Genomic DNA, 23,456 nt, shown 5'->3' with positions numbered 1-23,456 from the left:
CGAAGGACGACTCTACGCGAGCTGGACGGAGGCTTCACCAAGTCCCGGCCAACGTCACGGCGGAAGGCGTTGAGGCACGATGCTCCCATGACCAGGATCGTGGCGGGGACCGCGGGCGGCAGGCGGCTGAAGGTCCCGCCGAAGGGCACGAGGCCGACCTCGGAACGGGTGCGCGAGGCGCTGTTCAACGCGCTGGAGGTCGCCGGCGAGCTGCAGGGGGCCCAGGTCCTCGACCTTTACGCCGGTTCGGGCGCGCTCGGGCTGGAGGCGTTGTCCCGCGGCGCGTCGGGCGCGCTGTTCGTCGAGTCGGACCGGCGCGCGGTCGAAGTGCTCAAGGGGAACGTCGCCGCGCTGGGGCTCGGCGGCGCGGTCCGGGCGGGCGCCGTCGAGTCCGTCGTGGCCGCTCCGGCGGCGGACACCTTCGACATCGTCCTCGCCGACCCGCCCTACGCTGTGGATTCCACCCGCCTGGGGGAGGTCATGGCCGCGCTCGCGGCGAACCGGTGGATCAAGGACGGGGCGCTGGTGGTCATCGAGCGGGCGGCGCGCGACGGCGAGCCGGACTGGCCGGCGGGCTTCGAGCCGATGCGGACGAAGCGCTACGGCGACACGGCGCTCTACTGGGCCGAATATCAGGTGTGACGCAGCCCTGATGAGCGCGCAAGGGGCCACTCTCCTTGGTAGCGTCCGCGCCATGCGGCGTGCGGTCTGTCCCGGGTCCTACGACCCGGCCACCAATGGACATCTCGACATCATCGAGCGGGCGGCGAAGCTGTTCGACGAGGTCGTCGTCGCGGTGGGGGTGAACAAGAGCAAGAAGGGCCTGTTCACCACCGAGGAGCGGATGGACATGCTGCGCGAGATCACCGCGAAGCTGCCGAACGTGCGCGTCGATTCCTGGCAAGGACTCCTGGTCGACTACTGCCGCGAGAACGACATCATCGCGGTCGCGAAGGGCCTTCGGTCGGTCAGCGACTTCGACTACGAGCTCCAGATGGCCCAGATGAACCGCGAGCTGACCGGGCTCGAAACCCTGCTGATGGCGAACAACCCGGCGTACGGATTCGTGTCGAGCTCGCTGGTCAAGGAGGTCACCGCGCTCGGTGGCGACATCGAGCACCTGGTGCCGCCGATAGTGTTCAAACGTCTCTCGGAGAAGTACTCCGAACGAGGTTGACCCGAACGGCCGAAGCCGTTGGTCGGGCAGTCGCGGGCGGCGATGAAGAGTTCATCTCGACGCCTTCTGGTGAATACACGATCGGGTTACGGTCCGAAAATGACCAACAAACGATCGCGGATCGCCGCCGCGCTGCTCGTTCTGCTTGTCAGCTTCTTCGGCGGGCTCAGTGCCGCGCAGGCCACGGCCGCTCCCGTCTCCGTCCAGCAGAACCCGTGCGGGGATCTCACCGGGTTCAAGCACGTGTCGTTGTCGTCGCTGCCCGCCGAGGCGTCGACGACCTACGACCTCATCAAGAAGGGCGGGCCGTTCCCGTACCCGGACAAGGACGGCACGGTCTTCTCGAACCGGGAGAACATCCTCCCGAAGTGCGCGTCGGCCTACTACCACGAGTACACGGTCCCGACGCCCGGTTCGCCGGACCGCGGCGCGCGGCGCATCGTCACCGGCAACGGCGGGGAGTTCTTCTACACCGCCGACCACTACAAGACCTTCTCCGTGATCGACGTCGACGGCACCCCGGCGCCGTCCTGCGGTGACACCTCGAAGCTGACGAAGATCGGCTACTCGACGCTGTCGTCCGCGGCCAAGTCCGTGGTGGACAAGGCCCGCGGCGGCGCGACCGGCACCGTCTACGAGAACCGCGAAGGTGTGCTGCCGTCGTGCGCCGCCGGCTACTACCAGCTGTTCCCGGTGGGCACGAGCGACCGCGTGATCTCCGGCAAGGGCGGCGAGATCGTCTACACGCCGGACCGCTACGTCACCTTCAAGCTGGTGAACCTCGCCGGCTGACCCGTCCGTGCAACGTTTCGTGCCTCCCCGTCCGTGAGATACACCGGAACACGGACGAGGAGGCACGATGCGGTCTGGGGACGATGCGAGCTTCAGGGAGTTCGCCAGGGACAAGGCGCTACCGCTCAGACGGACGGCGTATCTGCTCTGCGGCGACTGGCATCTCGCGGAGGATCTGGTCCAAACCGCGCTCATACGCCTTTACCGGGTCTGGCCGAAGGTCCGCCGGAAAGGGCCCGTCGACAACTACACGAGGCAGATCCTGATGCGCTGCTGGCTCGACGAGCGGCGACGACTTTGGCGGAGCAAGGAGAACCGCGACGGCGTCGTCCCCGACGAGCCCGCTGCTCCGGCAACGGCCGGCATCTCGGATTCGCTGCTTCGCGCCCTCGCCGAAGTTCCCCCGAAACAGCGCGCCGCCGTCGTGCTGCGCTACTGCGCCGATCTCCCGGTCGCGGAGGTCGCCGTCGCGCTGCGCTGTTCGGAAGGGACGGTCAGGAGCCAGGCCGCGCGGGGACTCGACGTCCTCCGCGCGGCCCTGCAGAGACAGCACGACGAGGCTGTCTCCGGGAGGAGCGCGTGATGGACGAACTCGAAAACAGGCTGCGCGGGATCACACTGGCCGAGCCACCGCTCGGCTTCGACCCGGACGAAGTCGCCGGGAAGGCGGCAAAGAAGGCGCGAAACCGGCGAGGGGTCGTCGCCACGGGGTTCGCGACGCTGGCGGTGATCGCGGCGGCGGTGGTGTTCGTGGCGCCCGGGGGCGGCCCCGCGCCGCTGGCACCGGCGGCGTCGTCGCAGGCCGCGCCGAAGGACCCGCTCCAGCACCTGAAGGATGTGATGCCGAAGGTGCTCACCGGCGCGAAGGACATCCAAGTGCGGGACTTCGTGGGGTTCGGGGACCTGAAGACCTCGGAAGTCAGGTACACCGATGCCGAAGGGCGGCAGCGGGGTGTCAACCTCACGATCGCCGGTCCGGTGAGCACGAAGGACGGATACCCACGCGAAAACCGGTGTGACCCGGCGAAGAGGGCCGACGCGATCGGGTCGGATCGCAAGCCGACGCGGTGCCTGGAACTTCCCCAGCCGGACGGGAACTTCGTGGTGATCTCCGAAACCGCGCCGAAGTCGGCGGAATCGGACGGCGAGGTCATCCTCGGTCAAGGTTTCACGACCGGGAGGGTCGTCACCCGCGGCGCGATCGCCTTCCCGCCCGGTGGCGGTGGCTCGGTCAACATCGCCGATCTCGGCACGCTGGACGACGGCGACCGCGGTGCCCCGTCCTTGACCGACCAGCAACTGCTCGCGTTGGTCCTGGATCCGGCGTTCGCTCCGAGGTGATCATGGCGCGCGGTACCGGCGGGGACACGCCCGGTACCGCGCGCTTTCACCCCTTACGGCGGTGATGAGGGCAAACTGAACTCAGGGAATGTGGGGATCGCTGTAGGTAGGGAGTGGCCGTGTACCGGGTTTTCGAGGCGCTCGACGAGCTCGTCACCATCGTGGAGGAAGCCCGCGGCGTGCCGATGACCTCCAGTTGCGTCGTCCCGCGTGGCGACACCCTGGAGCTGCTCGACGACATCCGTGACGCCCTGCCGGGCGAGGTCGACGACGCGCAGGACGTGCTGGACAAGCGTGATCAGCTGATCCAGACCGCCCGCACCGAGGCGGCGGAGACGATCACCACGGCGAACGCCGAGGCCGACCGCACGGTCGCCGACGCGCAGGCCGAGGCAGAGCGCATCCTCGCCGATGCCCGCGCCCGCGCCGAGCAGATGATGAGCGACGCGCACGCCGAGGCCGAGCGTATGGTCGCCGCCGGGCAGGCCGAGTTCCAGAACCTCACCGACCGCTCGCGTGCCGAGTCGGAGCGGATGATCCAGGCCGGTCGCGACGCCTACGAGCGCGCCATCGAGGACGGCCGCGCCGAACAGGCCCGGCTCGTCGCCCAGACCGAGGTCGTCCAGGCCGCGCACGGCGAGGCGGCGCGCATCGTCGACGAGGCGCACGTCGAGGCCGACAAGCAGCGCGGCGACTGCGACGCCTACGTCGACGGGAAGCTGGCCGAGTTCTCCGAACTGCTGGCGACCACGCTGCGGACGGTCGACTCCGGGCGCAACCACCTGCGGTCGCCGGTCAACCTGCCGGGCAACAGCCGGACCTCGCTGTACGACTACCAGAGCTGATCGCCTGGGCACCTTCTGAAGTACGTGAAGGCCCCCTTCACTGCGCTAGACGCGGTGAAGGGGGCCTTCACGTACTTGGGAAGGTGTGAAGGTCGAGTTTCCTCGGCTGAGCCGAGGGAAGGGGGCCTTCACGCGCGGCCGTTGTGACTGCTGGTGCTTATGGGGCACAGGTGGCGCTCCTGAAGGTAGTGAAGGCCTCCTTCACTACCTTCAGCGTAGGTAAGGAGGCCTTCACGGACGGCCTCTCGCGGCATCTGCCCGCTGGCTGCCGGCTTGGGTGCTCCGCGATGAGTGAGGGGAACTTCGAGGGACCCTGGGTCCCTCAAGGAGGCCTTCACGGACCTCCCGGCCTCCGGCCGCCCGAAAGTGAGTGGCGGTACCTGCGTACCCTGGTGACCGATGTCTGAGAACAAGTCGCCGCAGGCCAGGCCTGCGCAGCTGGACGACCGGAACCCGTGGGTGCTCGACACCCGCGAGCTCGGCCGTCACGCCGGCCTGAGCAAGGCCGTCCAACGCTCGATCCCCGTCGAGTCCGCGCTCGGTGTGCCCGACGTCATCACCATCGACGCCGGCTCCAGCCTGGAGCTCGACCTGATGCTCGAATCCGTCGTCGAGGGTGTGCTCGTCAGCGGTACGGCGTCCGCCGTCGCGACGGGGCACTGTTCGCGGTGCCTCGACCCGATCACCGAGGACGTCGAGGTCGACCTGACCGAGCTCTTCGCCTACCCCGGCTCCGCGACCGAGGAGACCACCGACGAGGACGAGATCCCCCGCCTGGTGGACGACCGGATCGATCTCGAGCCGACCGTCCGCGACGCGGTGGTGCTGGCGCTGCCGCTGGCCCCGCTGTGCACCGAGGACTGCCGGGGACTGTGCACCGAATGCGGTGTCAAGTGGGCCGATCTCGAGCCCGGGCACGGGCATGAGAAGATAGACCCTCGGTGGGCCGCGCTGGTCGATCGTTTCGAGGACGAAACGGGCGATGACCAGGCCGATGGCCCCGGAAAGCAAGCCTGACGAGCACCAGCTCGTTCCGGAGAAGCAAGTTCGCTCGCGACCGCGGGCAGACCGTCTGAAGGAGATCTACTCGTGGCCGTCCCGAAGCGGAAGATGTCGCGATCCAACACCCGCGCGCGCCGCAGCCAGTGGAAGGCGGCTCCGGTTCAGCTGGTGCCCTGCTCCAACCGCGCCTGCAAGCAGCCGAAGCTCCAGCACATCGCGTGCCCGGCCTGCGGCCAGCACAACGGTCGCCAGGTCGTCGAGCCCGCCTGATCGGCAGCTGACGACATGGGGGGCAAGTCGGCCGGTGGACCACCCGCGGACCCCGCACCACTGCTCGAAGCACTCGGGATCACGATCGAGCCCGAGCTGCTGACGTTGTCGTTGACCCACCGTTCTTATGCCTATGAGAACGGTGGGTTGCCGCCGAACGAGCGTCTGGAGTTCCTCGGGGACGCGGTGCTGGGCCTGGTCGTCACCGACCACCTCTACAACACCCATCCCGAACTGGCCGAAGGTCAGCTCGCGAAGCTCCGTGCCAGCGTGGTCAACATGCACGCGCTGGCCAGGGTCGCGCGCGGCCTCGGCGAAGGCGGGCTGGGCAGGCACCTGTTGCTGGGCAAGGGCGAAGAGCTCACCGGCGGCCGGGACAAGGCGAGCATCCTCGCCGACGGGCTCGAAGCCGTCATCGGCGCCGCGTACCAGCAGCACGGCATCGACGTCGCGCGCAAGCTCGTGCACCACCTGTTCGACGACCTGCTCGCCGAGGCGCCGCTGCGTGGCGCCGGCCTGGACTGGAAGACCAGCCTCCAGGAGCTGACGGCGTCGGCCGGGCTCGGCGTGCCCGAGTACAAGGTCGAGGACACCGGGCCCGATCACCGCAAGGAGTTCAGCGCCACCGTCCTCGTCGGCGGGCGCGAACTCGGCTACGGCTCGGGAACGACCAAGAAGGAAGCCGAGCAGAAGGCCGCCGAGACGGCCTGGCGCCAGCTTTCGTCCGAGCTCGACATCGAGCAGCCGCCGAAGACGACCTGAGTCCCCTTCACCGGGACGGTTCGTTGACGCACGAGTCGGTGAATCAGTAACCTCATCGCAGTCCGCCGCCACTGACGCGACCATTCAGGTCGCCTGTCGAGAGGTCGGCGGATGCGTCATTTCTGCCTGGTCACAGCTGCGCTTTTGACGCTGGTGACAGGTCCTGCCACGGCTTCGGCCGCCCAGGTCGTCCGGGTGACGTCGTTGAGCGCGTTGCAGTCCGCGATCGACAAGGCCGGTCCCGGCGACGAGATCCGGCTGGCCGACGGGAGCTACTCGGCGGGCTCGGCGATCGCGATCAAGCGGTCGGGAACGGCGAACGCGCCGATCACCATCACCGCGGAACACGTCGGCAAGGCCGAGATCAAGGGATCCGCGGGGTTCTCGTTCTCTTCGGGCGCTTCGCATGTCGTGTTGCGCGGGTTCAAGCTCCGGCACGGCGGCTCGATGAGCGTGCCGATGGGCAGCACGCACAACCGGCTGACCCGGCTCGATGTCCAGCTCTCCGGCGGCGGCAACTGGGTCACCCTCAACGGTGACGACACCGAGTTCGACCACAACGTCCTGCAGAACCGCACCACCCAAGGTGTCTTCCTGCAGGTGCTCGGCCCGGAGAAGGACATGGCGAAGCGGGTCAAGGTCCACCACAACTACTTCGCCAACCACAAGTTCACCGGTTCGAACGGTGGCGAGTCGATTCGGTTCGGGCTCAGCCATCACCAGAAGTACTCGGCGGGCGGGGTCGTCGAGTACAACCTGTTCGAGAAGGCCGACGGTGATTCCGAGGCGATCTCCGTGAAGTCCTCGGACAACGTCGTCCGGTACAACACGATCCGCGACAGCCGCGGCTTCATCGTGCTGCGCCACGGGGATCGCAGTGTGGTGGAGGGCAACATCCTGCTGGGCCGGTCCGGGATCCGCTTCCACGGCAACGACCACAAGATCGTCAACAACTACGTGCACACCACGGCGGACCGCGGGATCGTGTTCGGCTCGGGCAACGAGGCGGACAGCGGGCCGGACAGCAAACTCCACGACCGGCCCGACCGGGTCGTGGTCGCGTACAACACCGTCGTCGGGACCACCGACGGCATCCACGGCGACGGCGGCGACTTCAAGCCCAAGGACTGCGTGCTCGCGAACAACATCCTGCAGGGGACCGGAAAGCTCGTGAGCATGCCGGGCGGTTCGGACGTGAAGTACGAGGGGAACATCGCCTGGGGCGGGCCCGCCGGGATGCCTTCGGGCGGCTACAAGGCCGTCGACCCCAAGCTGGTGCAGGACGGGTTGTACCGGCTGTCCGCCGGGAGCCCGGCGATCGACGCCGGTGTCGGCTCCTACCCGTACGCGGGGACCGACTTCGATCTGCAGACGCGGTCGGGGAAGTACGACGTCGGCGCCGACGAACTGCTGCCGGGAGGGACGCGGAAAGCGTTGACGCGGGAGGATGTCGGGCCGCTCGCTCCCTGACCGTCCTCACCGCTCACGGGGGCCGGTGGGAGAATCGGCGGTATGCCCGAACTCCCCGAGGTCGAGGTCGTCCGTGCCGGGCTCGAGGCGCATGTCTCCGGCCGGACGATCACCGAGGTCGAAGTCCTCCACGCCCGCGCGATCCGCCGCCACGAACTCGGCGCCGAGGACTTCAGCGGACGGCTTTCCGGCGTGAAGATCGCCGCCGCCCGGCGCCGCGGCAAGTACCTGTGGCTGGAGCTTTCCGACGGTCAGGCCATGCTCGCGCATCTCGGCATGAGCGGCCAGATGCTCGTCCAGCCTGGGGACGCGCCGGACGAGAAGCACCTTCGCGTGCGATTCCGCTTCGCCGACAAAGGGCCGGAGCTGCGCTTCGTCGACCAGCGGACCTTCGGCGGGCTCGCGCTCGCGGAACTCACCGAGGTCGATGGGACGGCGCTGCCGGGCACCATCGCGCATATCGCCCGCGACCCGATGGATCCGCGGTTCGACCTCGACCAGGCGGTCCGCGCGCTGCGGTCGAGGCGGACCGAGCTCAAACGCGCCCTGCTCGACCAGACGCTCGTCTCCGGGATCGGCAACATCTACGCTGACGAGGCGCTCTGGCGGTCCAAGCTCCATTGGGCCCGCCCGACCGACAGACTCACCGCGGCCCACGGCCGCACCGTGCTCACCGCCGCCAGCGAGGTGATGGCCGAGGCGCTGGTCGTCGGCGGGACGTCGTTCGACGCGCTTTACGTCAACATCAACGGCGAGTCCGGATACTTCGACCGCTCGCTCGACGCGTACGGCCAGGAAGGACTGCCCTGCGGACGGTGCGGGACGCCCATCCGGCGCGATCCCTTCATGAACCGTTCGTCGTTCTCCTGCCCCCGTTGCCAGCCGAAGCCGCGCACGAGGTGAAAACTGTCGTGTACGGCGCGGGGCCCGCGTCAACTAGCATGAACGGGCACGACATGTAGGGAGTGGGATGGTGGCCGCGACCGAGCCCGGTAAGACGACGCTCGCCGAGAAGATCGACAAGCTGTTTCAGATCGTGCTCAGACCCGATCGCGAGCCGTACAGCCACGAGGAGGTCGCCAAGGCCTGCCGCGAGGCCACCGGCGAGAGCTTTTCGACGACGTACCTGTGGCAACTGCGCACCGGTCGTCGCGACAACCCGACGAAACGCCATCTCGAGGCGCTCGCCCAGTTCTTCGGCGTCTCGCCCGCGTACTTCTTCGACGACGAGCAGAGCGCCAAGATCGCCGAGGAACTCGCGCTCCTCGGTGCCCTCCGCGACGCCGGCGTCCGCGACGTCGCGCTCCGTGCCGTAACGCTTTCCCCCGACGGACTCGACACCATCAGCGACATGATCGACGCGATCGCCCGCAGGGAATCCGGACGGGGCGGCCAGAAGAAGGAGTCGTGAGTGGATCGCCGCCGTAAGGAGTTGTGGCGCCGCTGCCGGAGTCTCGCCGACGGCGTGGCGCTTCCCGAACCCTTCGACGCGGAGTCCTTCGTCGCCGAACTGGCCGCCGGACGCGGCCGCCCGATCGAATTGATGCAGGTCAGCGTCCCCTCCAGCGGCCCGTGCGGGCTGCTGATGAGCACCGAGCGCGCGGACTACATCCTCTATCCGACCAACACCACCGCCCTGCACCGGCGGCATATCCTGCTGCACGAGGTCGGCCACCTGCTGTGCGGTCACGTCGGGGCGAACGCGGGAGCCGACGGGATCGCGCTCGACGCCGCCGCCAGCAAGGCCCTCATGCCGAATCTGGCGCCCGAGCTCGTCCGCCGTGTCCTCGGCCGCACGAGTTACAGCGCGGTCGAGGAGCAGGAGGCCGAACTGCTCGCCAGCCTCCTCGCGCAACGCGTCGCGCGGACGTCGGTGCGCGGCCCGGCCCGGCCCCACGAGGGCGGAAGTGATCTCGCCGGCGGCTTGGCGAGGGTCGACGACCTCTTCGGCAGCCGGAAACGGCGCCTGCCGTGACCGAGACCATCGCGTACTTCTGTTGCGTGGTGGCTTTCGCGGGTTTCGGCTACAAGCTGATCCAGGCCCGGCACACCCAGCCTCGACGGCGGATGTGGTTCCTCAGCGGCTTCGGGATGTGCATCGCGGGCGGCATCATGCTGCTCACCCCGGCCATGGAGAACGCCGTCGGCGTCGAAGAACCCATCGGCAGTCTCCTGAACCTCGCGGCCGACCTGCTCAAGATCGGCGCGATGGCCTTCGCGGTCGCGTTCGCGCATTCGCTGAAACTGGGGGAGGGCAAGCGAATCGGCTGGCACGCGCTGCTGTCCTGGTCCGTCGTGGCCGCCGAGATCGCGCTTTTCTTCCTCTCCGGCAGCTATCGCGTCGGCGAGCACACCGCCGCCGGACCGGGCGGACTCGGCTGGTTCGTCGCGTACAACGTTCTTTTCCTCGTCTACGGCCTGATCAGCCTGCTGACGTTCTCGATCGTCTTCGCCCGTTTCGCGCGGCATGCCGATCCCGGCCCGCTTCGCACGGGGCTGTGGCTGCTCGTCGGCGGCGGGGTTTCCGCGCTGGGCTGGACTTTCTGGGACGTCGACGACATCTACGTCCTCGCCACCACCGGCGCGGTCGACGCCGGTGAGGACACGCTCTCGGCGATCCTGGCGGCGCTGAGCGTCGGGCTCGCCGGGGCGGGCGCGACGCTCAGCGTGTGGGGGCCCGCGCTGGCCACCCCGTTCCGGCTGCTCGGCACGTACCGGACGTACCGGCGGATCGAACCGTTGTGGGCCGCCTTGCGCGAAGCCGTCCCGGGAATCGCGCTGGACCCGGGCCCCGGTATGCCGGGCGGCGTCGAATTCGCCTTGTACCGCAGGGTCATCGAGATCCGGGACGGCCATCTCGCGCTGCGGCCCTACTTCGACCCGGACCTCCCGCCGGTCGCCGAAGCCGAAGCACGCAAGGCGAAGATCCCCGAGGCCCGCGTGGCCGCGACGGTCGAGGCCGCGACCTTGGCCGCCGCGCTCGTCGCCTCCGAGGCAGGCCGCCGGTACGCCCCCGACGACGTACCGGCGACCTACCTCGACGAGCCGGACATCGCCACCGAAGCGGCGTGGCTGGTGGAGGTCACCCGCGCCTGGCGACGGTCCGCCGTGGTCGGGCGCATTCGGGACCGGGTCCGCGAATCCGAACTCGCGTGATTCAAGCCGGAACTCGCGTGATCGAAGGCGTCATTCACGAGTTCCGCCTCCAATCACGCGAGTTCCGTGCCCGATCACGCGAGTTGCGACTAGACGATCGCGGTGACGGCGGCCGCGGCCGCGACCAGTGCCAGCCAGACCGGCGGGGCGATGTCCTTGACCCCGTCGCCCGCCCGCGCGTGGGAGATGGCCGCCCCGATCAGCAACGCCACCAGTCCGATCGCCGCGGCGATCCCGAGTGGCGGCCAGAAGAATCCGGCCGCCAGGCCCGCCGCCCCGGCGATCTCCAGCGCCCCGATCCCCTGGATCCCCCGGACCGAGAAGCCGAGCCTCCCGGTCCGGGAGACCAACGCCGGCTGACGCAGGACCTTCGCCACCCCCAGTACGGCGAAGATCGCGATCAGCATCACCGACAACACCACATGAGCCACGGCCATAGCGGAACTCCTTGGTGTGTAAGGAATCTCAGACGGTGACGCGGCGCATCGTGGTGAACCCGCCCGCCCCGGCGAGGCAGACCAGCAGGGCGAGCACCCCGGTCATCCCGCCGACGGTCAGCGTGCTGAAGAACTCCCCGAGCTTCGGCCACGAATCGGTCCAGCTGAGCAGCAGCACCCCGCCCAGCAGCACCAGGACCTGCGCCGCGCCGAACAGGACGACACCCACCACCGCGGCGCGCCGGTAGATCAGGCCGTACCACATGCCGTAGACGAACATCAGCAACAGGAACACGAACGAGGTGAGCAGCGTCAGGTACCAGGGACCGTCGAGCAGCCAGGGAACGCGGAAGTAGTTGAGACCGAGCCCCCAGCCCCCGGTCGCGTCCTCGATCACCTGGAACACGGTGACCCCCACCGCGTACACCGCGGAGAGCCCGGCGACCAGCAGGATCGTGCCGAGGTAGTAAGACCGCCTCGACACGCCGAGCGCGAGCCCGAACGGGAGCGATTTCGTCATGCTCAGCGCCCCGCAGACGAGCATGAACACGAACAACGTGAACAGGCCGCCGGAGTAGTTCTCCTCCGGCGTTTCGGGGATCAGCGAGAAGATCGCGAGATTCACTCCGAAGGCGAAGAACGTGACGCCGACCGGGAGGACGACGTACTGGAGCCGGTCCACCAGGTGGTAGCGCGCGACGTTGACCAGGGTGTTCATGCGGACGCCTCCTCTGCGGTCTGTCCGTTGGAGGTGTGCACCATCAACTGCTGCAAGGAAAGCGGCTCCAGCTTCAGATGCAGGGCCTTCGCCTTCGCCTTGTCGGCGGGACCGAGCGCGTCGGCGACGGTGATCGAAGCACGCGACCCGATCTTGCGGCGGTGCAGCACCCGGCGGCCGGCGACGAAGTCGTCCACCGCGAGGGCGGGGCCGGAAACCGTCACGGCCGTGCCGCGCAGTTCGTCGGCGGGCGCGTCGAGGACGACGCGGCCCTTGTCGATCATCACCACGTGCTCCAGCAGATCGGCGACCTCGTCGATCAGGTGCGTGGAAAGCAGGATCGTGCGCGGATGGGCCGAATAGTCGTCGAGCAACCGGTCGTAGAACAGTTGGCGTGCGACGGCGTCGAGTCCCGCGTACGGCTCGTCGAGCAGCGTGAGCTCAGCCCGGGCCGCGAGCCCGATCGTGATCGACAGCGCCGAACGCATCCCTCGCGAGAGCTTCTTGATCGGGCGTTTCGTCGGCAGATCGAAGTCGCGGAGCAGGTCTTCGGCCAGTTCCGCGTCCCAGTTCGGGTAGAACCACGACGCCGCCGAAAGGGCGTGCCGGACCTTGAAGTCCGGGAACTGCTGGTCTTCGCGGACGAGCACCAGGCGCCGCAGCACCCGCTCGTTCTCGACCGGGGTCTCGCCGAACACGCGGACCGAGCCCGCGCTGGCGAACTCCTGCGCGGTGACGATGCGCAGGAAGGTGCTCTTGCCCGCGCCGTTGCGGCCCAGCAGGCCGGTGATCTTTCCTTCTTCGATGTCGACCGAGACATCGCCGAGCGCGGTGTGGTCGCCGTAGCGCCGGGTCAGGCCGGTGGTCGAAATGGTCGGCGTCATGCGGCGGGTCCTCCGTTCCGGTGTCCGTTCCCGCGGATGAGCGAGATCAAGGTTTCGTCGTCGATGCCGAGGCGCTTCGCTTCGATGAGCATCGGGTCGAGGTACTGCTCGGCGAACCGCTGCCGCCGGTCGGTGAGCAGCTTCTGCCGCGCGCCGGCGGCGACGAACATGCCGATACCCCGGCGCTTTTCGAGCAGGCCGTCGTCGGCCAGCACGTTGATCCCCTTGGCCGCCGTCGCCGGATTGATCCGGTAGAAGGCGGCGAGTTCGTTGGTTGACGGCACGCGTTCCCCCTCGGCCAGGCTTCCCTCGGCGATGTCGTCGGCGATCTGTTCGGCGATCTGCACGAACAGGGGTGTTCCTTCGTCGAGCACGACACCTCCGTCCCCAGTCTTCGAGCACCCTCTCGGGGTGCGGTGGTTCATTACTGGACTAAGTAACCCATGAACCACCCCGTCGGCGCAAGTGGCTTCCGCCGTGCGCACTACTGTGCAATGCGTGGTACCTTCTGTTGCGTAAGACTGGGAGGGACGCGACTGTGGAGATCAGTCAGCTACTTAAAGGCGTGCTGGACCTCGCCGTTCTCGCGGTGCTTCGCGGAGAGGACGGCTATGGCTACGACGTGCTCCGAAGACTCCGTATCGCGGGGTTGCAGGAAGTGGGCGACGCTTCGGTGTACGGGACGCTTCGGCGGCTGTACAAGGCAGGCCTGCTGACGTCCTATGTGGTGCCGAGCGAGGAAGGCCCGCACCGCAAGTACTACAGCCTCAATGAGCCGGGTCGTCGGCGCCTCGAAGAGTCGGGGCAGACCTGGCGGACTTTCGCCACGACAATGAACAGCCTGTTGGGAGAGGCAGCATGAGCACGCAGAATCCGACCGCCGTGCGGGTGTATCTGGCGAGGGTCAGGAGCGCGCTCGCCGACCTGCCCGAGAGCGAAGTCGAAGAGATCCTCGAAGACGTCCGGCCGCATCTCGCCGAGATGGAGGCGGAACTGGGGGAGAACCCCAAGGTCGACGCCTTGATCGAGCGTCTGGGGAGCCCGGAAGGCTATGCCGCCGAATTGCGGGCGTCCGGCGGCTATCCGCCGCGTCCGCCCGACTCGGGCGACAAGACCACCGCGCTGAAGGTGAAGACCGGGATCGGTGGAGCGCGGTTCGCGTTCTGGGGCTTGGTGTTCTCGGTCGGCGGCTTCGCGTTGTTCGGCTTCGCGGCCGCGGTGTGGGTGCGGGTGGAACCGTTGCTGGGCCTGCTTTTCGTCGCACCCGTACTCGCGATCAGCGTCGCCTACGTGGTGCGGAAGGGAGTCGCCCCGATCGTCGAGCTGCCCGAGGTGGTCAAGCTCCGCGAGCTCGCGACGTCGTTCCAGAACAACCGGAACAGCAAGGGAATCAACTACTTCCGCACGCTCAAGCCGGCGTGGTGGGTGCTGTGCGCGGCGGTGCTGGTCATCTTCGGCCTGCTGCTCGTGCTGCGCGACACCGAGGCGGTGCTGTTGCTGCCGCTGATGCTGCTGGCCGCCGTCGCGGTGGTCTGGGCGGGCCCGAAGCTGAAGACCGACCGGCGGCTGCTGTGGCTGGCCGTGCCGATCTCGGCGTTCGTCATCGGCAGCATGCTCGGCGGGGCGGGAGCGGCGGTCGACCTGATCGCGAAGCGGTCCTATGGCGGCGGTTCCTACAACAGCTCCTATGGGCCGAGTTACAACGACAGCTACGGGAACCCGCAGCTGACGTACGGCAGCCAGGACGTGGAGAACATCTACGCGTTCGACGCCGAAGGCAAACCGCTGACCGAGATCTACCTCTACGACGAGAACGGCCGCCCGCTCAGCACGACCCGGTACGCCTGCGAGCAGAGCACGGGCGAGAAGCGGAAGATCGGCGACGACAACCGCTATCCGCGGCCGCGGCTCGATCGGGGAGTCCGGGACAACGACGGAAACCTCAACGGCTACAACGGTTACCGCAGCTACTGTCTGGAAAGGACGGACGTGCCGTTCAGCGCGGCGATCCCGAAGATCACCCCGGCGCCGCCTTCCACGACCGCCCAGGCGCCGCCGTCGAACTCCACCCAGCCGACACGCTAGGTGGCCCGGGTGGAGGCGGACGCCGGGGGCCGCCTCCACCCGCGTTTCGTCCTCTGAATGCGGTGGTTCGCGATGCCAACGACCGCATTCAGAGGACGAAATGCGGCACCTCGTGGGGTGAGGCTCAGTGGTTGAACGCGCTCCTGGCGGCCAGGTCGGCCAGCAGGGCGCGGCCCTTCTCGGCGTTGCGCGGCTGGGCCAGGACGTCGTAACGCCGGGCGACCAGCTGGCTCTGCGAGATGAACCCTCGCTTGTTCTTCGACGACGCGTACCCCAGCGCGCCGAACAGCAGGTTGAACCCGATACCGCCGACGAGGCCGACGATGATCGGCACCAGCCCGGCGCCGGGGTTCAGCAGGCTCAGCACGAGCCCGAGGAACACACCGAACATCGCGCCGGACAGCGCCGAGCTGGTCAGCACCTTGCTCCAGCCCATGCGTCCGGCGATGCGCTCCACCAGGATCGGCTCGACACCGACGATCGTGACGTCCGTGATCGGGAAGTCCGTTCCCGCGAGGTGGTCGACGGCACGCTGCGCTTCGGAGTACGACTCGTACGAGCCGATCGGCCACCCACTGGGCATCGTCGGGAGCTGAGCCCGCCCCTGGGGCTCGGTGAACGTGGTCTGCTGCGTGAATGCCTGTGTCATTCCTTCTCACCTCTCTTGATCCGTACAACGTCCCGGATGCGCGGATCTCCTCCCGGTGCGGCGGGATTCACAGCATCTTCTCAGCCGGGCATCACAGACAATCCGCCCAGGGATCAACTACGGTGAGCAATGGGTAACGAACCAGACCATTGACGGAGTTGACCGGGTTCGGCCGACCCGGTAGGAAGAACCCGCAAAGGTACCGCTTCGAACCTTTAGGTGAGGCTGATGGCGAACAGGCGCGGCATGCTCACGCTGGATCGGCTCCGGGAACTGGTCGAGGACGGCACCGTCGACACGGTGCTGGTGGCGATCACCGACATGCAGGGCAGGCTGCAGGGCAAACGCTGCGCCGCCGAGTACTTCCTCAACGAGGTCGTCGAGCACGCCACCGAAGCGTGCAACTACCTCCTCGCCGTCGACGTGGACATGAACACCGTCGACGGCTACGCGATGTCGTCCTGGGAGACCGGCTACGGCGACTTCGTCATGCGCCCGGACTTCGACACGCTGCGCTTGCTCCCGTGGCAGGAGGGCACCGCGCTGGTCCTCGCCGACCTCGAACGGGTGCAGGGCGGCGCGGTGGCCCCCTCGCCCCGCCAGATCCTCCGCGGCCAGCTCGACAGGCTCGCCGAGCGCGGTCTCGCCGCCTACGTCGGCACCGAACTGGAGTTCATCGTCTTCGACGACACCTTCGAATCGGCCTGGGACAAGCGCTATCAGGACCTTCGCCCGGCCAACCAGTACAACGTCGACTACTCGATGCTCGGCACCGCCCGGATCGAACCGCTGCTGCGCCGCATCCGCAACGACATGGGCGGCGCCGGGCTGTACGTCGAGTCGGCCAAGGGCGAATGCAATCCCGGCCAGCACGAGATCGCGTTCCGCTACGCCGACGCGCTGACCACCTGCGACAACCACAGCGTCTACAAGACCGGGTCGAAGGAGATCGCCGCGCAGGAGGGCAAGAGCCTCACGTTCATGGCGAAGTACAACGAACGCGAGGGCAACTCCTGCCACATCCACATCAGCCTGCGCTCGGCCGCGGGCGACCCTGTTCTGGCCGGAGACGGACCCGGTGGATTCTCGCCGTTGATGGAGCACTTCCTCGCCGGTCAGCTGGCCGGACTGCGTGAGCTGACCTACTTCTTCGCGCCGAACATCAACTCCTACAAGCGGTTCGTGCCCGGGAGCTTCGCGCCGACGGCCGTCGCGTGGGGCACGGACAACCGCACCTGCGCGCTCCGCGTCGTCGGGCACGGGGACTCGCTGCGCACGGAGAACCGCGTCCCCGGCGGCGACGTGAACCCGTACCTCGCGGTGGCCGCGCTGATCGCGGCCGGGCTGCACGGTATCGAGAACGAACTGGAGCTGGAGCCGGAGTTCCACGGGAACGCCTACGGTTCCGCCAAGCCGACCGTGCCGACAACCCTGCGGGAGGCCGCGGCGCTGCTGGACGGGAGCGAACTCGCGAGGTCCGCGTTCGGGGACGAGGTCGTCGACCACTACCTGAACGCGGCGAAGGTCGAGCTCACCGCGTACGACGCCGCCGTCACCGACTGGGAGAGGATCCGTGGCTTCGAACGGCTCTGAACCCCTGATCGGGCTCACGTCCTATTTGGAACCCGCGAAGTTCCTGGTGTGGGAGACCGAAGCGGCGCTGCTCCACCGCGTCTACGTCGACGGGATCGTCGCGGCGGGTGGGATCCCGGTCCTGCTGCCACCGGTGAGCGAGGCACACGATCGGCTGATCTCCGCCGTGGACGGTCTCGTGCTCGTCGGCGGCGCGGACGTCGACCCGGCACGTTACGGCCAGGAGCAGCACGCGACGACGTACACCAGGCCGAACCGGGACGCGTTCGAGTTCGGGCTGCTGCGGTCCGCTTTGGACAGTGGGAAACCGGTGCTCGGCGTGTGCCGCGGGCTGCAGGTGCTCAGCGTCGCGCTGGGCGGCACGCTCGTCCAGCACCTGCCCGAGACGGTGGACAGCAAGGATCACCAGCCCGCGCCCGCGACCTTCGGCACCACTACGGTGACGCTTGCCGAGGGCAGTCGCGTCGCGTCGATCCTCGGCACCGAGACCAAGGTGCCGTGTTACCACCATCAGGCGATCGACAAGCTCGGTGACGGGCTGGTCCCGGCCGGCTGGGCCGCCGACGGGACCATCGAGGCGGCCGAACTGCCCGGCGACGGGTTCGTCCTCGGCGTCCAATGGCATCCCGAACAGAACCCCGACGACATCAGGCTTTTCGAAGCGCTGGTGAAAGCTGCGAAGGAGCGCGAATGACCACGTTCGAGGTGATCAACCCCGCCACCGAAGAGGTGGTGAGGTCGGTCGAGCTGACCTCGGCCGAGGAGACCGACGCGGCGATCGCCCGCGCGCACGCGGCGTTCCCCGCCTGGCGCGCGGTGGCCCCCGCCGACCGGGCGCGGCTGCTGCGCCGGTTCGCCGACGCCGTCGACGCCGACATCGAGAACCTCGCCGCGCTGGAGGTCGCCAACGCCGGCCACACGATCGGCAACGCGCGCTGGGAGGCGGGCAACGTCCGCGACGTGCTGACGTACTACTCGGCATCGCCCGAACGGCTGAGCGGCAAGCAGATCCCGGTGCCCGGCGGTGTGAACATGACGTTCCACGAGCCACTGGGCGTGGTCGGGGTGATCGTGCCGTGGAACTTCCCGATGCCCATCGCGGGCTGGGGATTCGCACCGGCGCTCGCCGCCGGGAACACCGTCGTGCTGAAACCCGCCGAGCTCACCCCGCTCACCGCGATCCGCCTCGGCGAACTCGCCCGCGAGGCGGGGATCCCCGAAGACGTCTTCCAGGTGCTCCCCGGCAAGGGATCCGTGGTGGGGCAGCGCTTCGTGGACCATCCGGCGGTGCGGAAGGTGGTGTTCACCGGCTCCACCGAGGTCGGCAAGCAGATCATGGCGGGCTGTGCCGCGCAGGTGAAGCGGGTGACGCTGGAGCTCGGCGGCAAGAACGCGAACATCGTGTTCGCCGACGCCGACCTGGAGAAGGCCGCCGCCACCGCGCCGTACGGCGTCTTCGACAACGCCGGGCAGGACTGCTGCGCGCGGTCGCTGATCCTGGTGCAGTCGAGCGTGTACGAGAAGTTCATGGAGCTGCTGGAACCCGCGGTGAACGGCGTCGTCGTCGGGGATCCGCGGCTGGAGGTCACCGAGATGGGCCCGCTGATCTCGGCGGGGCATCACGCGAAGGTGTCGTCCTATGTGGACGATTCCGCGCCGGTCGCCTTCCGGGGCAACGCGCCCGTCGGTCCCGGGTACTGGTTCGCGCCGACCGTCGTCACCCCGCCGGACCTGCGGCATCCGCTGGCGTCCGAGGAGATCTTCGGCCCGGTCGTCGCCGTGGTCCCGTTCGACGGCGAGGCGGACGCGGTGACCATGGCCAACCGGACCGAGTACGGGCTGTCCGGCTCGATCTGGACGCGCGACGTCGGCCGCGCCTTCCGCGTCGCGCGCGGTGTCGAGGCCGGGAACCTGTCGGTCAACTCGCATTCGTCCGTCCGGTACTGGACGCCGTTCGGCGGGTTCAAGCAGTCCGGGCTGGGCCGTGAGCTGGGGCCGGACGCCGTCGACGCCTTCACCGAGACCAAGAACCTTTTTATCAGCACAGAGTGAGCTGGTCTCTTTTCGTATCAAGACCATCAGCACGGAGGAATAGGAATGGTTCAGCGTTTCGAAGGCCGCGTCGCCGTCATCACCGGCGGCAGCAGCGGGATCGGCCTCGCCACCGCGCGGCGGCTGGCGAGCGAAGGCGCGAAGGTCGTCATCGGCGACATCTCCGCCGAGGCGGGCAAGGCCGCGGCCGACGAGGTCGGTGGCCTGTTCGTGCAGGCCGACGTCACCGACGCCGAGCAGGTCGAGGCCCTGTTCCAGACCACTGTGGACACCTTCGGCTCGGTCGACGTCGCGTTCAACAACGCCGGTATCTCCCCGCCCGAGGACGACTCGATCCTCACCACGGGTATCGACGCGTGGGAGAAGGTGCAGAAGGTCAACCTGACGTCGGTGTACCTGTGCTGCAAGGCGGTCCTGCCGCATATGCAGCGGCAGGGGAAGGGCTCGATCATCAACACGGCGTCGTTCGTCGCGGTGATGGGCGCGGCGACGTCGCAGATCTCGTACACCGCGTCCAAGGGCGGGGTGCTGGCGATGAGCCGGGAACTGGGTGTGCAGTTCGCGCGGGAGAACATCCGGGTGAACGCGCTGTGCCCGGGTCCGGTGAACACGCCGCTGCTCAAGGAACTGTTCGCGAAGGACCCCGAGCGGGCCGCGCGGCGGCTGGTGCACGTGCCGGTCGGGCGGTTCGCGGAGCCGGAGGAGATCGCGGGCGCGGTCGCGTTCCTGGCGAGCGACGACGCCTCGTTCATCACCGCTTCGCAGTTCCTGGTGGACGGGGGCATCTCGGGCGCCTACGTCACCCCGCTCTGAACCCCGCCCGCATTTAGTCCTCTAAATGCGGTGCTCCTCGGCTCCTCTGTCCGTGAAGGCCTCCTTCCCTACTCTCAAGGTAGGGAAGGAGGCCTTCGCGGACTCGGGGCCGGCCGTCGCGCTCGGTCCTGGGGGCCGAAGGACGCTTTCCCCTCGTCTCATGCGGTGAAGGGGTCCTTCACCCCGGGCCCAGCTGTGCCCGGCCCGCATTTAGTCCTCTGAATGTGGGCCGGAACTCGCGTGATCAGAGCCGGAACACGCAAGTGACGTCGTCGGTGGGAAGTAGACGCGCGCTGAACAGGCCAGGTACGGTGTGCGCACAACTGCAGATCGGGCCGTCGAGCTGGAGCGGGAGAGCCCCCACGAACGTGGTGGGGCACCGAAGGAGCAAACTCCCCGGAATCTCTCAGGTACCCACTACCGCTTCACGCGAGGCCACTCTGGAAAGCAGGCGCGCAAGTGCGCCTCACCCAAGGTGAAAGCCACCCTCATCGGTGGTGAAACTCTCAGGTGCCATGACAGAGGGGGAGTTCCCAGCGCACCGGTCTATCCGGCGCCTGACCCAAGGAGCTCCCTTGACCAGTACGTCCTTCGACGACCGGCACATCGGCCCCTCGGAGTCCGAGCAGGCCAAGATGCTCGCCGAGGTCGGCTTCGGCAGTCTCGATGCCCTGGTGCAGGCCGCGGTGCCGTCCGCGATCCGCGTCACCCGCGACCTCGACCTTCCCCCCGCCGCGTCCGAAGAGGACGCCATCGCCGAGCTTCGCGCGCTCGCCGCGCTCAACAAGCCGATGACGCAGATGATCGGCCTCGGCTTCCACGACACGGTCACCCCGGCGGTCATCCGCCGCAACGTGCTGGAGAACCCGGCCTGGTACACGGCGTACACGCCGTATCAGCCGGAGATCTCGCAGGGCCGTCTCGAAGCCCTCCTCAACTTCCAGACCATGGTCTCCGAGCTGGCCGGTCTCGCCACCGCGAACGCCTCCCTGCTCGACGAGTCCACCGCAGTCGCCGAGGCCGTCATGCTGATGCGCCGCGCGTCGAAGGCGAAGTCGAACAAGGTCGTCCTCGACGCCGAATGCCTGCCGCAGACCATCGCCGTCGTCCGCACCCGCGCCGAGGCCATGGGCGTCGAGGTCGAGGTCCGTGACCTGCTCACCGGCCTGCCGGAGGAGTTCTTCGGCGTCGTCGTCCAGTACCCGGGCGCTTCCGGCGTGCTGCGCGGCGCGGGCTTCTACTCCGCCATCTCCGAGACCGCGAAGGCCGCCGGCGCGCTGTACACCGTCGCCGCCGACCTGCTCGCCCTCACCCTGATCACCGCGCCGGGTGAGTTCGGCGCCGACATCGCCGCCGGTTCCACCCAGCGCTTCGGTGTCCCGCTCGGCTACGGCGGCCCGCACGCCGGGTACATGGCCGTCCGCGCCGGGCTCGAGCGCTCGCTGCCGGGTCGCCTGGTCGGCGTCTCGGTCGACGCCGACGGCAACCCCGCGTACCGCCTCGCCCTGCAGACCCGCGAGCAGCACATCCGCCGCGAGAAGGCCACCTCCAACATCTGTACCGCGCAGGTCCTGCCCGCCGTGCTCGCCGCGATGTACGCGGTCTACCACGGTCCGGACGGCCTCAAGCGCATCGCGACCCGCGTCCACGAACTCGCCGCCGGACTGGCGGGAGCCCTCCGCGAGGGCGGCGTCGAGGTCGTCCACGAGGGCTTCTTCGACACCGTCCTCGCCCGCATGCCCGGCCAGGCCGAAGCGGTCGTCGCGGTCGCGCGCGAGCACGGGATCAACCTCGGCCCGGTCGACGCCGACCACGTCCGCATCGCGGTCGACGAGGTCACCACGCCCGCGATCATCGCCAAGGTGCTCAACGCGTTCGGGATCGAAAACCCGGCCGGAAGCGCCCAGGCCCTGCCCGCGGGCCTCGGCCGCCAGAGCGAGTACCTCACCCACGAGGTCTTCCACTCGCACCGCTCCGAGACCGCGATGCTGCGTTACCTGCGGAGCCTTTCGGACCTCGACTACGCGCTCGACCGCGGCATGATCCCGCTCGGCTCCTGCACGATGAAGCTCAACGCCACCACCGAGATGGAGCCGATCAGCTGGCGCGAGTTCGCGGGGATCCACCCGTTCGCGCCCGCCGACCAGGCCGAGGGCTACCACACCCTGGTCGAGCAGCTGTCCGGCTGGCTCGCCGAGGTCACCGGCTACGACAAGGTGTCGCTGCAGCCGAACGCGGGCAGCCAGGGCGAGCTCGCCGGTCTGCTCGCGATCCGCGCGTACCACCACGCCAACGGCCAGACCGAACGCGAGGTCTGCCTGATCCCGTCGTCCGCGCACGGCACGAACGCCGCCTCCGCGGTGATGGCCGGGATGCGCGTCGTCGTGGTCAAGTGCACCGACGAAGGCAACGTCGACCTCGAAGACCTGCGGGCCAAGGTCGAGGCCAACCGCGACACGCTGTCCGCGATCATGGTCACGTACCCGTCCACGCACGGCGTGTACGAGAACGGCATCGACGAGCTGGCCAAGATCGTCCACGACGCGGGCGGCCAGGTCTACGTAGACGGCGCGAACCTCAACGCGCTGCTCGGGCTCGCCAAGCCGGGTGAGTTCGGCGGCGACGTATCGCACCTGAACCTGCACAAGACCTTCTGCATCCCGCACGGCGGCGGCGGCCCCGGCGTCGGCCCGGTCGCGGTGCGGGCGCACCTCGCGCCGTACCTGCCGAACCACCCGCTGCTGGAGAAGGCGGGCCCCGAGACCGGTGTCGGCCCGATCAGCGCCGCTCCGTACGGCTCGGCGTCGATCCTGCCGATCTCGTGGGCGTACGTCCGCATGATGGGCGCGGGCGGGCTCACCGCCGCGACGCAGGTCGCCGTGCTCGCCGCGAACTACGTGGCCAAACGCCTCAACCAGCACTACCCGGTGCTCTACACCGGCCAGGACGGCCTGGTCGCGCACGAGTGCATCCTCGACCTGCGCGGGCTCACCAAGGAGACCGGCGTCAGCGTCGACGACGTCGCGAAGCGCCTGATCGACTACGGCTTCCACGCCCCGACCATGTCGTTCCCGGTCGCGGGCACGCTGATGGTCGAGCCGACCGAATCCGAGGACCTCGGCGAGATCGACCGCTTCATCGCGGCGATGATCGCCATCCGCGCGGAGATCGACGCCGTCGCGCAGGGCAAATGGGCGGCGGACAACAGCCCGCTGCGCAACGCCCCGCACACCGCCGAGACCCTCGTCGGCGACTGGGACCTGCCCTACGACCGCGAACTGGCGGTGTACCCCGCCGGAGTGAACCGCAAGTCCAAGTACTGGCCTCCGGTGCGCCGCATCGACGGTGCGCGCGGGGACCGTAACCTCGTCTGCTCCTGCCCGCCGCTCAACGCCTACGAGAACTGAGGC

The 23,456-nt window shown here is 68.5% G+C and carries 26 protein-coding genes and 1 riboswitch; of the genes, 21 read left to right on the top strand and 5 right to left on the bottom strand.

Annotated elements, in window-relative coordinates:
- Positions 1 to 87: 87 nt before the first annotated feature.
- The 14 genes from rsmD (at position 88) to AB8M46_RS01500 (ending at position 10,815) form a co-directional block, all read left to right on the top strand.
- Positions 88 to 642, top strand: coding sequence for a 16S rRNA (guanine(966)-N(2))-methyltransferase RsmD (rsmD, locus tag AB8M46_RS01565; protein ID WP_037342121.1), 555 nt, complete (start codon positions 88 to 90; stop codon positions 640 to 642).
- 52 nt (positions 643 to 694) lie between these two features.
- Positions 695 to 1,177, top strand: coding sequence for a pantetheine-phosphate adenylyltransferase (gene coaD / locus AB8M46_RS01560; protein WP_016336395.1), 483 nt, complete (start codon positions 695 to 697; stop codon positions 1,175 to 1,177).
- A 99-nt stretch (positions 1,178 to 1,276) separates the two neighbouring features.
- Entirely contained in the window at positions 1,277 to 1,969 is a 693-nt protein-coding gene (locus AB8M46_RS01555; protein WP_125736772.1) for a ribonuclease domain-containing protein, read from the top strand.
- Positions 1,970 to 2,036: 67 nt separating this feature from the next.
- On the top strand, positions 2,037 to 2,552 hold the full coding sequence (locus AB8M46_RS01550) for a SigE family RNA polymerase sigma factor (protein ID WP_394359338.1): 516 nt from the start codon (positions 2,037 to 2,039) through the stop codon (positions 2,550 to 2,552).
- On the top strand, positions 2,552 to 3,310 hold the full coding sequence (locus tag AB8M46_RS01545) for a hypothetical protein (protein ID WP_394359337.1): 759 nt from the start codon (positions 2,552 to 2,554) through the stop codon (positions 3,308 to 3,310). Before AB8M46_RS01550 ends, AB8M46_RS01545 begins: the two co-directional genes overlap by 1 nt.
- A gap of 119 nt (positions 3,311 to 3,429) precedes the next feature.
- Positions 3,430 to 4,155 (top strand): DivIVA domain-containing protein, encoded by a 726-nt coding sequence (locus tag AB8M46_RS01540; RefSeq protein ID WP_125736770.1) that lies wholly within the window; start codon positions 3,430 to 3,432, stop codon positions 4,153 to 4,155.
- A gap of 399 nt (positions 4,156 to 4,554) precedes the next feature.
- Complete coding sequence (locus AB8M46_RS01535; RefSeq protein WP_037342128.1) at positions 4,555 to 5,172, top strand: DUF177 domain-containing protein; 618 nt, start codon at positions 4,555 to 4,557, stop codon at positions 5,170 to 5,172.
- A gap of 72 nt (positions 5,173 to 5,244) precedes the next feature.
- Entirely contained in the window at positions 5,245 to 5,427 is a 183-nt protein-coding gene (rpmF, locus tag AB8M46_RS01530) for a 50S ribosomal protein L32 (protein WP_005160412.1), read from the top strand.
- A gap of 15 nt (positions 5,428 to 5,442) precedes the next feature.
- Complete coding sequence (gene rnc, locus AB8M46_RS01525) at positions 5,443 to 6,189, top strand: ribonuclease III (protein WP_081975895.1); 747 nt, start codon at positions 5,443 to 5,445, stop codon at positions 6,187 to 6,189.
- Between the two features lie 111 nt (positions 6,190 to 6,300).
- A complete protein-coding gene (locus AB8M46_RS01520; RefSeq protein ID WP_394359336.1) occupies positions 6,301 to 7,659 on the top strand; it encodes a polysaccharide lyase 6 family protein in 1,359 nt (452 codons plus the stop codon).
- Positions 7,660 to 7,701: 42 nt separating this feature from the next.
- Positions 7,702 to 8,562 (top strand): bifunctional DNA-formamidopyrimidine glycosylase/DNA-(apurinic or apyrimidinic site) lyase, encoded by an 861-nt coding sequence (gene mutM, locus AB8M46_RS01515; protein ID WP_037342130.1) that lies wholly within the window; start codon positions 7,702 to 7,704, stop codon positions 8,560 to 8,562.
- Positions 8,563 to 8,629: 67 nt separating this feature from the next.
- Positions 8,630 to 9,070, top strand: a complete 441-nt coding sequence (locus AB8M46_RS01510) for a helix-turn-helix domain-containing protein (RefSeq protein ID WP_016336386.1) — start codon at positions 8,630 to 8,632, stop codon at positions 9,068 to 9,070.
- The gene (locus AB8M46_RS01505) at positions 9,071 to 9,634 is read left to right on the top strand and encodes a hypothetical protein (protein ID WP_125736767.1); all 564 of its coding nucleotides are present in this window, start codon (positions 9,071 to 9,073) and stop codon (positions 9,632 to 9,634) included.
- Positions 9,631 to 10,815: an MAB_1171c family putative transporter gene (locus AB8M46_RS01500; protein WP_394359335.1), complete on the top strand. Its 1,185-nt coding sequence runs from the start codon at positions 9,631 to 9,633 to the stop codon at positions 10,813 to 10,815. Before AB8M46_RS01505 ends, AB8M46_RS01500 begins: the two co-directional genes overlap by 4 nt.
- A gap of 89 nt (positions 10,816 to 10,904) precedes the next feature.
- Here the strand turns inward: AB8M46_RS01500 and AB8M46_RS01495 are convergent, their stop codons facing one another.
- Genes AB8M46_RS01495 through AB8M46_RS01480 form a run of 4 tightly spaced genes read right to left on the bottom strand, consistent with a single transcriptional unit; the run spans position 10,905 to position 13,228 of the window.
- Positions 10,905 to 11,252 carry a DoxX family protein gene (locus AB8M46_RS01495; protein WP_394359334.1) on the bottom strand — a complete coding sequence of 116 codons (348 nt, stop codon included), beginning with the start codon at positions 11,250 to 11,252 and terminating at the stop codon, positions 10,905 to 10,907.
- A 28-nt stretch (positions 11,253 to 11,280) separates the two neighbouring features.
- Positions 11,281 to 11,970: an ABC transporter permease gene (locus AB8M46_RS01490; protein ID WP_394359333.1), complete on the bottom strand. Its 690-nt coding sequence runs from the start codon at positions 11,968 to 11,970 to the stop codon at positions 11,281 to 11,283.
- Entirely contained in the window at positions 11,967 to 12,854 is an 888-nt protein-coding gene (locus AB8M46_RS01485; RefSeq protein ID WP_037342136.1) for an ABC transporter ATP-binding protein, read from the bottom strand. Before AB8M46_RS01485 ends, AB8M46_RS01490 begins: the two co-directional genes overlap by 4 nt.
- Positions 12,851 to 13,228 carry a GntR family transcriptional regulator gene (locus AB8M46_RS01480; RefSeq protein ID WP_016336380.1) on the bottom strand — a complete coding sequence of 126 codons (378 nt, stop codon included), beginning with the start codon at positions 13,226 to 13,228 and terminating at the stop codon, positions 12,851 to 12,853. Before AB8M46_RS01480 ends, AB8M46_RS01485 begins: the two co-directional genes overlap by 4 nt.
- Positions 13,229 to 13,392: 164 nt before the next feature.
- Between AB8M46_RS01480 and AB8M46_RS01475 the strand changes: the two genes are divergently transcribed.
- Both AB8M46_RS01475 and AB8M46_RS01470 read left to right on the top strand, forming a co-directional pair.
- On the top strand, positions 13,393 to 13,716 hold the full coding sequence (locus AB8M46_RS01475; protein ID WP_394359332.1) for a PadR family transcriptional regulator: 324 nt from the start codon (positions 13,393 to 13,395) through the stop codon (positions 13,714 to 13,716).
- A complete protein-coding gene (locus AB8M46_RS01470) occupies positions 13,713 to 14,939 on the top strand; it encodes a DUF1700 domain-containing protein (RefSeq protein WP_394359331.1) in 1,227 nt (408 codons plus the stop codon). Before AB8M46_RS01475 ends, AB8M46_RS01470 begins: the two co-directional genes overlap by 4 nt.
- Before the next feature lie 124 nt (positions 14,940 to 15,063).
- On the opposite strand, the gene AB8M46_RS01465 is transcribed toward AB8M46_RS01470, so the two are convergent.
- Complete coding sequence (locus tag AB8M46_RS01465) at positions 15,064 to 15,588, bottom strand: general stress protein (RefSeq protein ID WP_016336377.1); 525 nt, start codon at positions 15,586 to 15,588, stop codon at positions 15,064 to 15,066.
- Positions 15,589 to 15,816: 228 nt separating this feature from the next.
- On the opposite strand from AB8M46_RS01465, the gene AB8M46_RS01460 reads away from it, so the two are divergent.
- The 5 genes from AB8M46_RS01460 (at position 15,817) to gcvP (ending at position 23,453) form a co-directional block, all read left to right on the top strand.
- Complete coding sequence (locus tag AB8M46_RS01460; protein WP_394359330.1) at positions 15,817 to 17,181, top strand: glutamine synthetase family protein; 1,365 nt, start codon at positions 15,817 to 15,819, stop codon at positions 17,179 to 17,181.
- Entirely contained in the window at positions 17,162 to 17,875 is a 714-nt protein-coding gene (locus AB8M46_RS01455; RefSeq protein WP_125736762.1) for a gamma-glutamyl-gamma-aminobutyrate hydrolase family protein, read from the top strand. The genes AB8M46_RS01460 and AB8M46_RS01455 overlap by 20 nt, the downstream gene beginning before the upstream one ends.
- A complete protein-coding gene (locus AB8M46_RS01450; protein WP_394359329.1) occupies positions 17,872 to 19,233 on the top strand; it encodes an aldehyde dehydrogenase family protein in 1,362 nt (453 codons plus the stop codon). Before AB8M46_RS01455 ends, AB8M46_RS01450 begins: the two co-directional genes overlap by 4 nt.
- A 45-nt stretch (positions 19,234 to 19,278) precedes the next feature.
- Entirely contained in the window at positions 19,279 to 20,046 is a 768-nt protein-coding gene (locus tag AB8M46_RS01445; RefSeq protein ID WP_037342142.1) for a 3-oxoacyl-ACP reductase, read from the top strand.
- Between the two features lie 430 nt (positions 20,047 to 20,476).
- Positions 20,477 to 20,578, top strand: a riboswitch (glycine riboswitch).
- A gap of 43 nt (positions 20,579 to 20,621) precedes the next feature.
- Positions 20,622 to 23,453 carry an aminomethyl-transferring glycine dehydrogenase gene (gcvP, locus tag AB8M46_RS01440; protein WP_394359328.1) on the top strand — a complete coding sequence of 944 codons (2,832 nt, stop codon included), beginning with the start codon at positions 20,622 to 20,624 and terminating at the stop codon, positions 23,451 to 23,453.
- Positions 23,454 to 23,456 lie beyond the last annotated feature (3 nt).

It is taken from the genome of Amycolatopsis sp. SB7-3 (assembly GCF_041021335.1).
GTDB lineage: Bacteria > Actinomycetota > Actinomycetes > Mycobacteriales > Pseudonocardiaceae > Amycolatopsis > Amycolatopsis japonica.
The sequence above is the reverse complement of the archived record's forward strand: the minus strand, read 5'-3'. Positions and strand labels throughout refer to the sequence as shown.

Bases quoted from the DNA above. Each gene is read 5' to 3' on its own strand.
- rsmD (WP_037342121.1), top strand. From the start codon at position 88: ATGACCAGGATCGTGGCGGGGACCGCGGGCGGCAGGCGGCTGAAGGTC.
- coaD (WP_016336395.1), top strand. From the start codon at position 695: ATGCGGCGTGCGGTCTGTCCCGGGTCCTACGACCCGGCCACCAATGGA.
- AB8M46_RS01555 (WP_125736772.1), top strand. From the start codon at position 1,277: ATGACCAACAAACGATCGCGGATCGCCGCCGCGCTGCTCGTTCTGCTT.
- AB8M46_RS01550 (WP_394359338.1), top strand. From the start codon at position 2,037: ATGCGGTCTGGGGACGATGCGAGCTTCAGGGAGTTCGCCAGGGACAAG.
- AB8M46_RS01545 (WP_394359337.1), top strand. From the start codon at position 2,552: ATGGACGAACTCGAAAACAGGCTGCGCGGGATCACACTGGCCGAGCCA.
- AB8M46_RS01535 (WP_037342128.1), top strand. From the start codon at position 4,555: ATGTCTGAGAACAAGTCGCCGCAGGCCAGGCCTGCGCAGCTGGACGAC.
- rnc (WP_081975895.1), top strand. From the start codon at position 5,443: ATGGGGGGCAAGTCGGCCGGTGGACCACCCGCGGACCCCGCACCACTG.
- AB8M46_RS01520 (WP_394359336.1), top strand. From the start codon at position 6,301: ATGCGTCATTTCTGCCTGGTCACAGCTGCGCTTTTGACGCTGGTGACA.
- mutM (WP_037342130.1), top strand. From the start codon at position 7,702: ATGCCCGAACTCCCCGAGGTCGAGGTCGTCCGTGCCGGGCTCGAGGCG.
- AB8M46_RS01510 (WP_016336386.1), top strand. From the start codon at position 8,630: ATGGTGGCCGCGACCGAGCCCGGTAAGACGACGCTCGCCGAGAAGATC.
- AB8M46_RS01495 (WP_394359334.1), bottom strand. From the start codon at position 11,252: ATGGCCGTGGCTCATGTGGTGTTGTCGGTGATGCTGATCGCGATCTTC.
- AB8M46_RS01490 (WP_394359333.1), bottom strand. From the start codon at position 11,970: ATGAACACCCTGGTCAACGTCGCGCGCTACCACCTGGTGGACCGGCTC.
- AB8M46_RS01485 (WP_037342136.1), bottom strand. From the start codon at position 12,854: ATGACGCCGACCATTTCGACCACCGGCCTGACCCGGCGCTACGGCGAC.
- AB8M46_RS01470 (WP_394359331.1), top strand. From the start codon at position 13,713: ATGAGCACGCAGAATCCGACCGCCGTGCGGGTGTATCTGGCGAGGGTC.
- AB8M46_RS01465 (WP_016336377.1), bottom strand. From the start codon at position 15,588: ATGACACAGGCATTCACGCAGCAGACCACGTTCACCGAGCCCCAGGGG.
- AB8M46_RS01460 (WP_394359330.1), top strand. From the start codon at position 15,817: ATGGCGAACAGGCGCGGCATGCTCACGCTGGATCGGCTCCGGGAACTG.
- AB8M46_RS01450 (WP_394359329.1), top strand. From the start codon at position 17,872: ATGACCACGTTCGAGGTGATCAACCCCGCCACCGAAGAGGTGGTGAGG.
- AB8M46_RS01445 (WP_037342142.1), top strand. From the start codon at position 19,279: ATGGTTCAGCGTTTCGAAGGCCGCGTCGCCGTCATCACCGGCGGCAGC.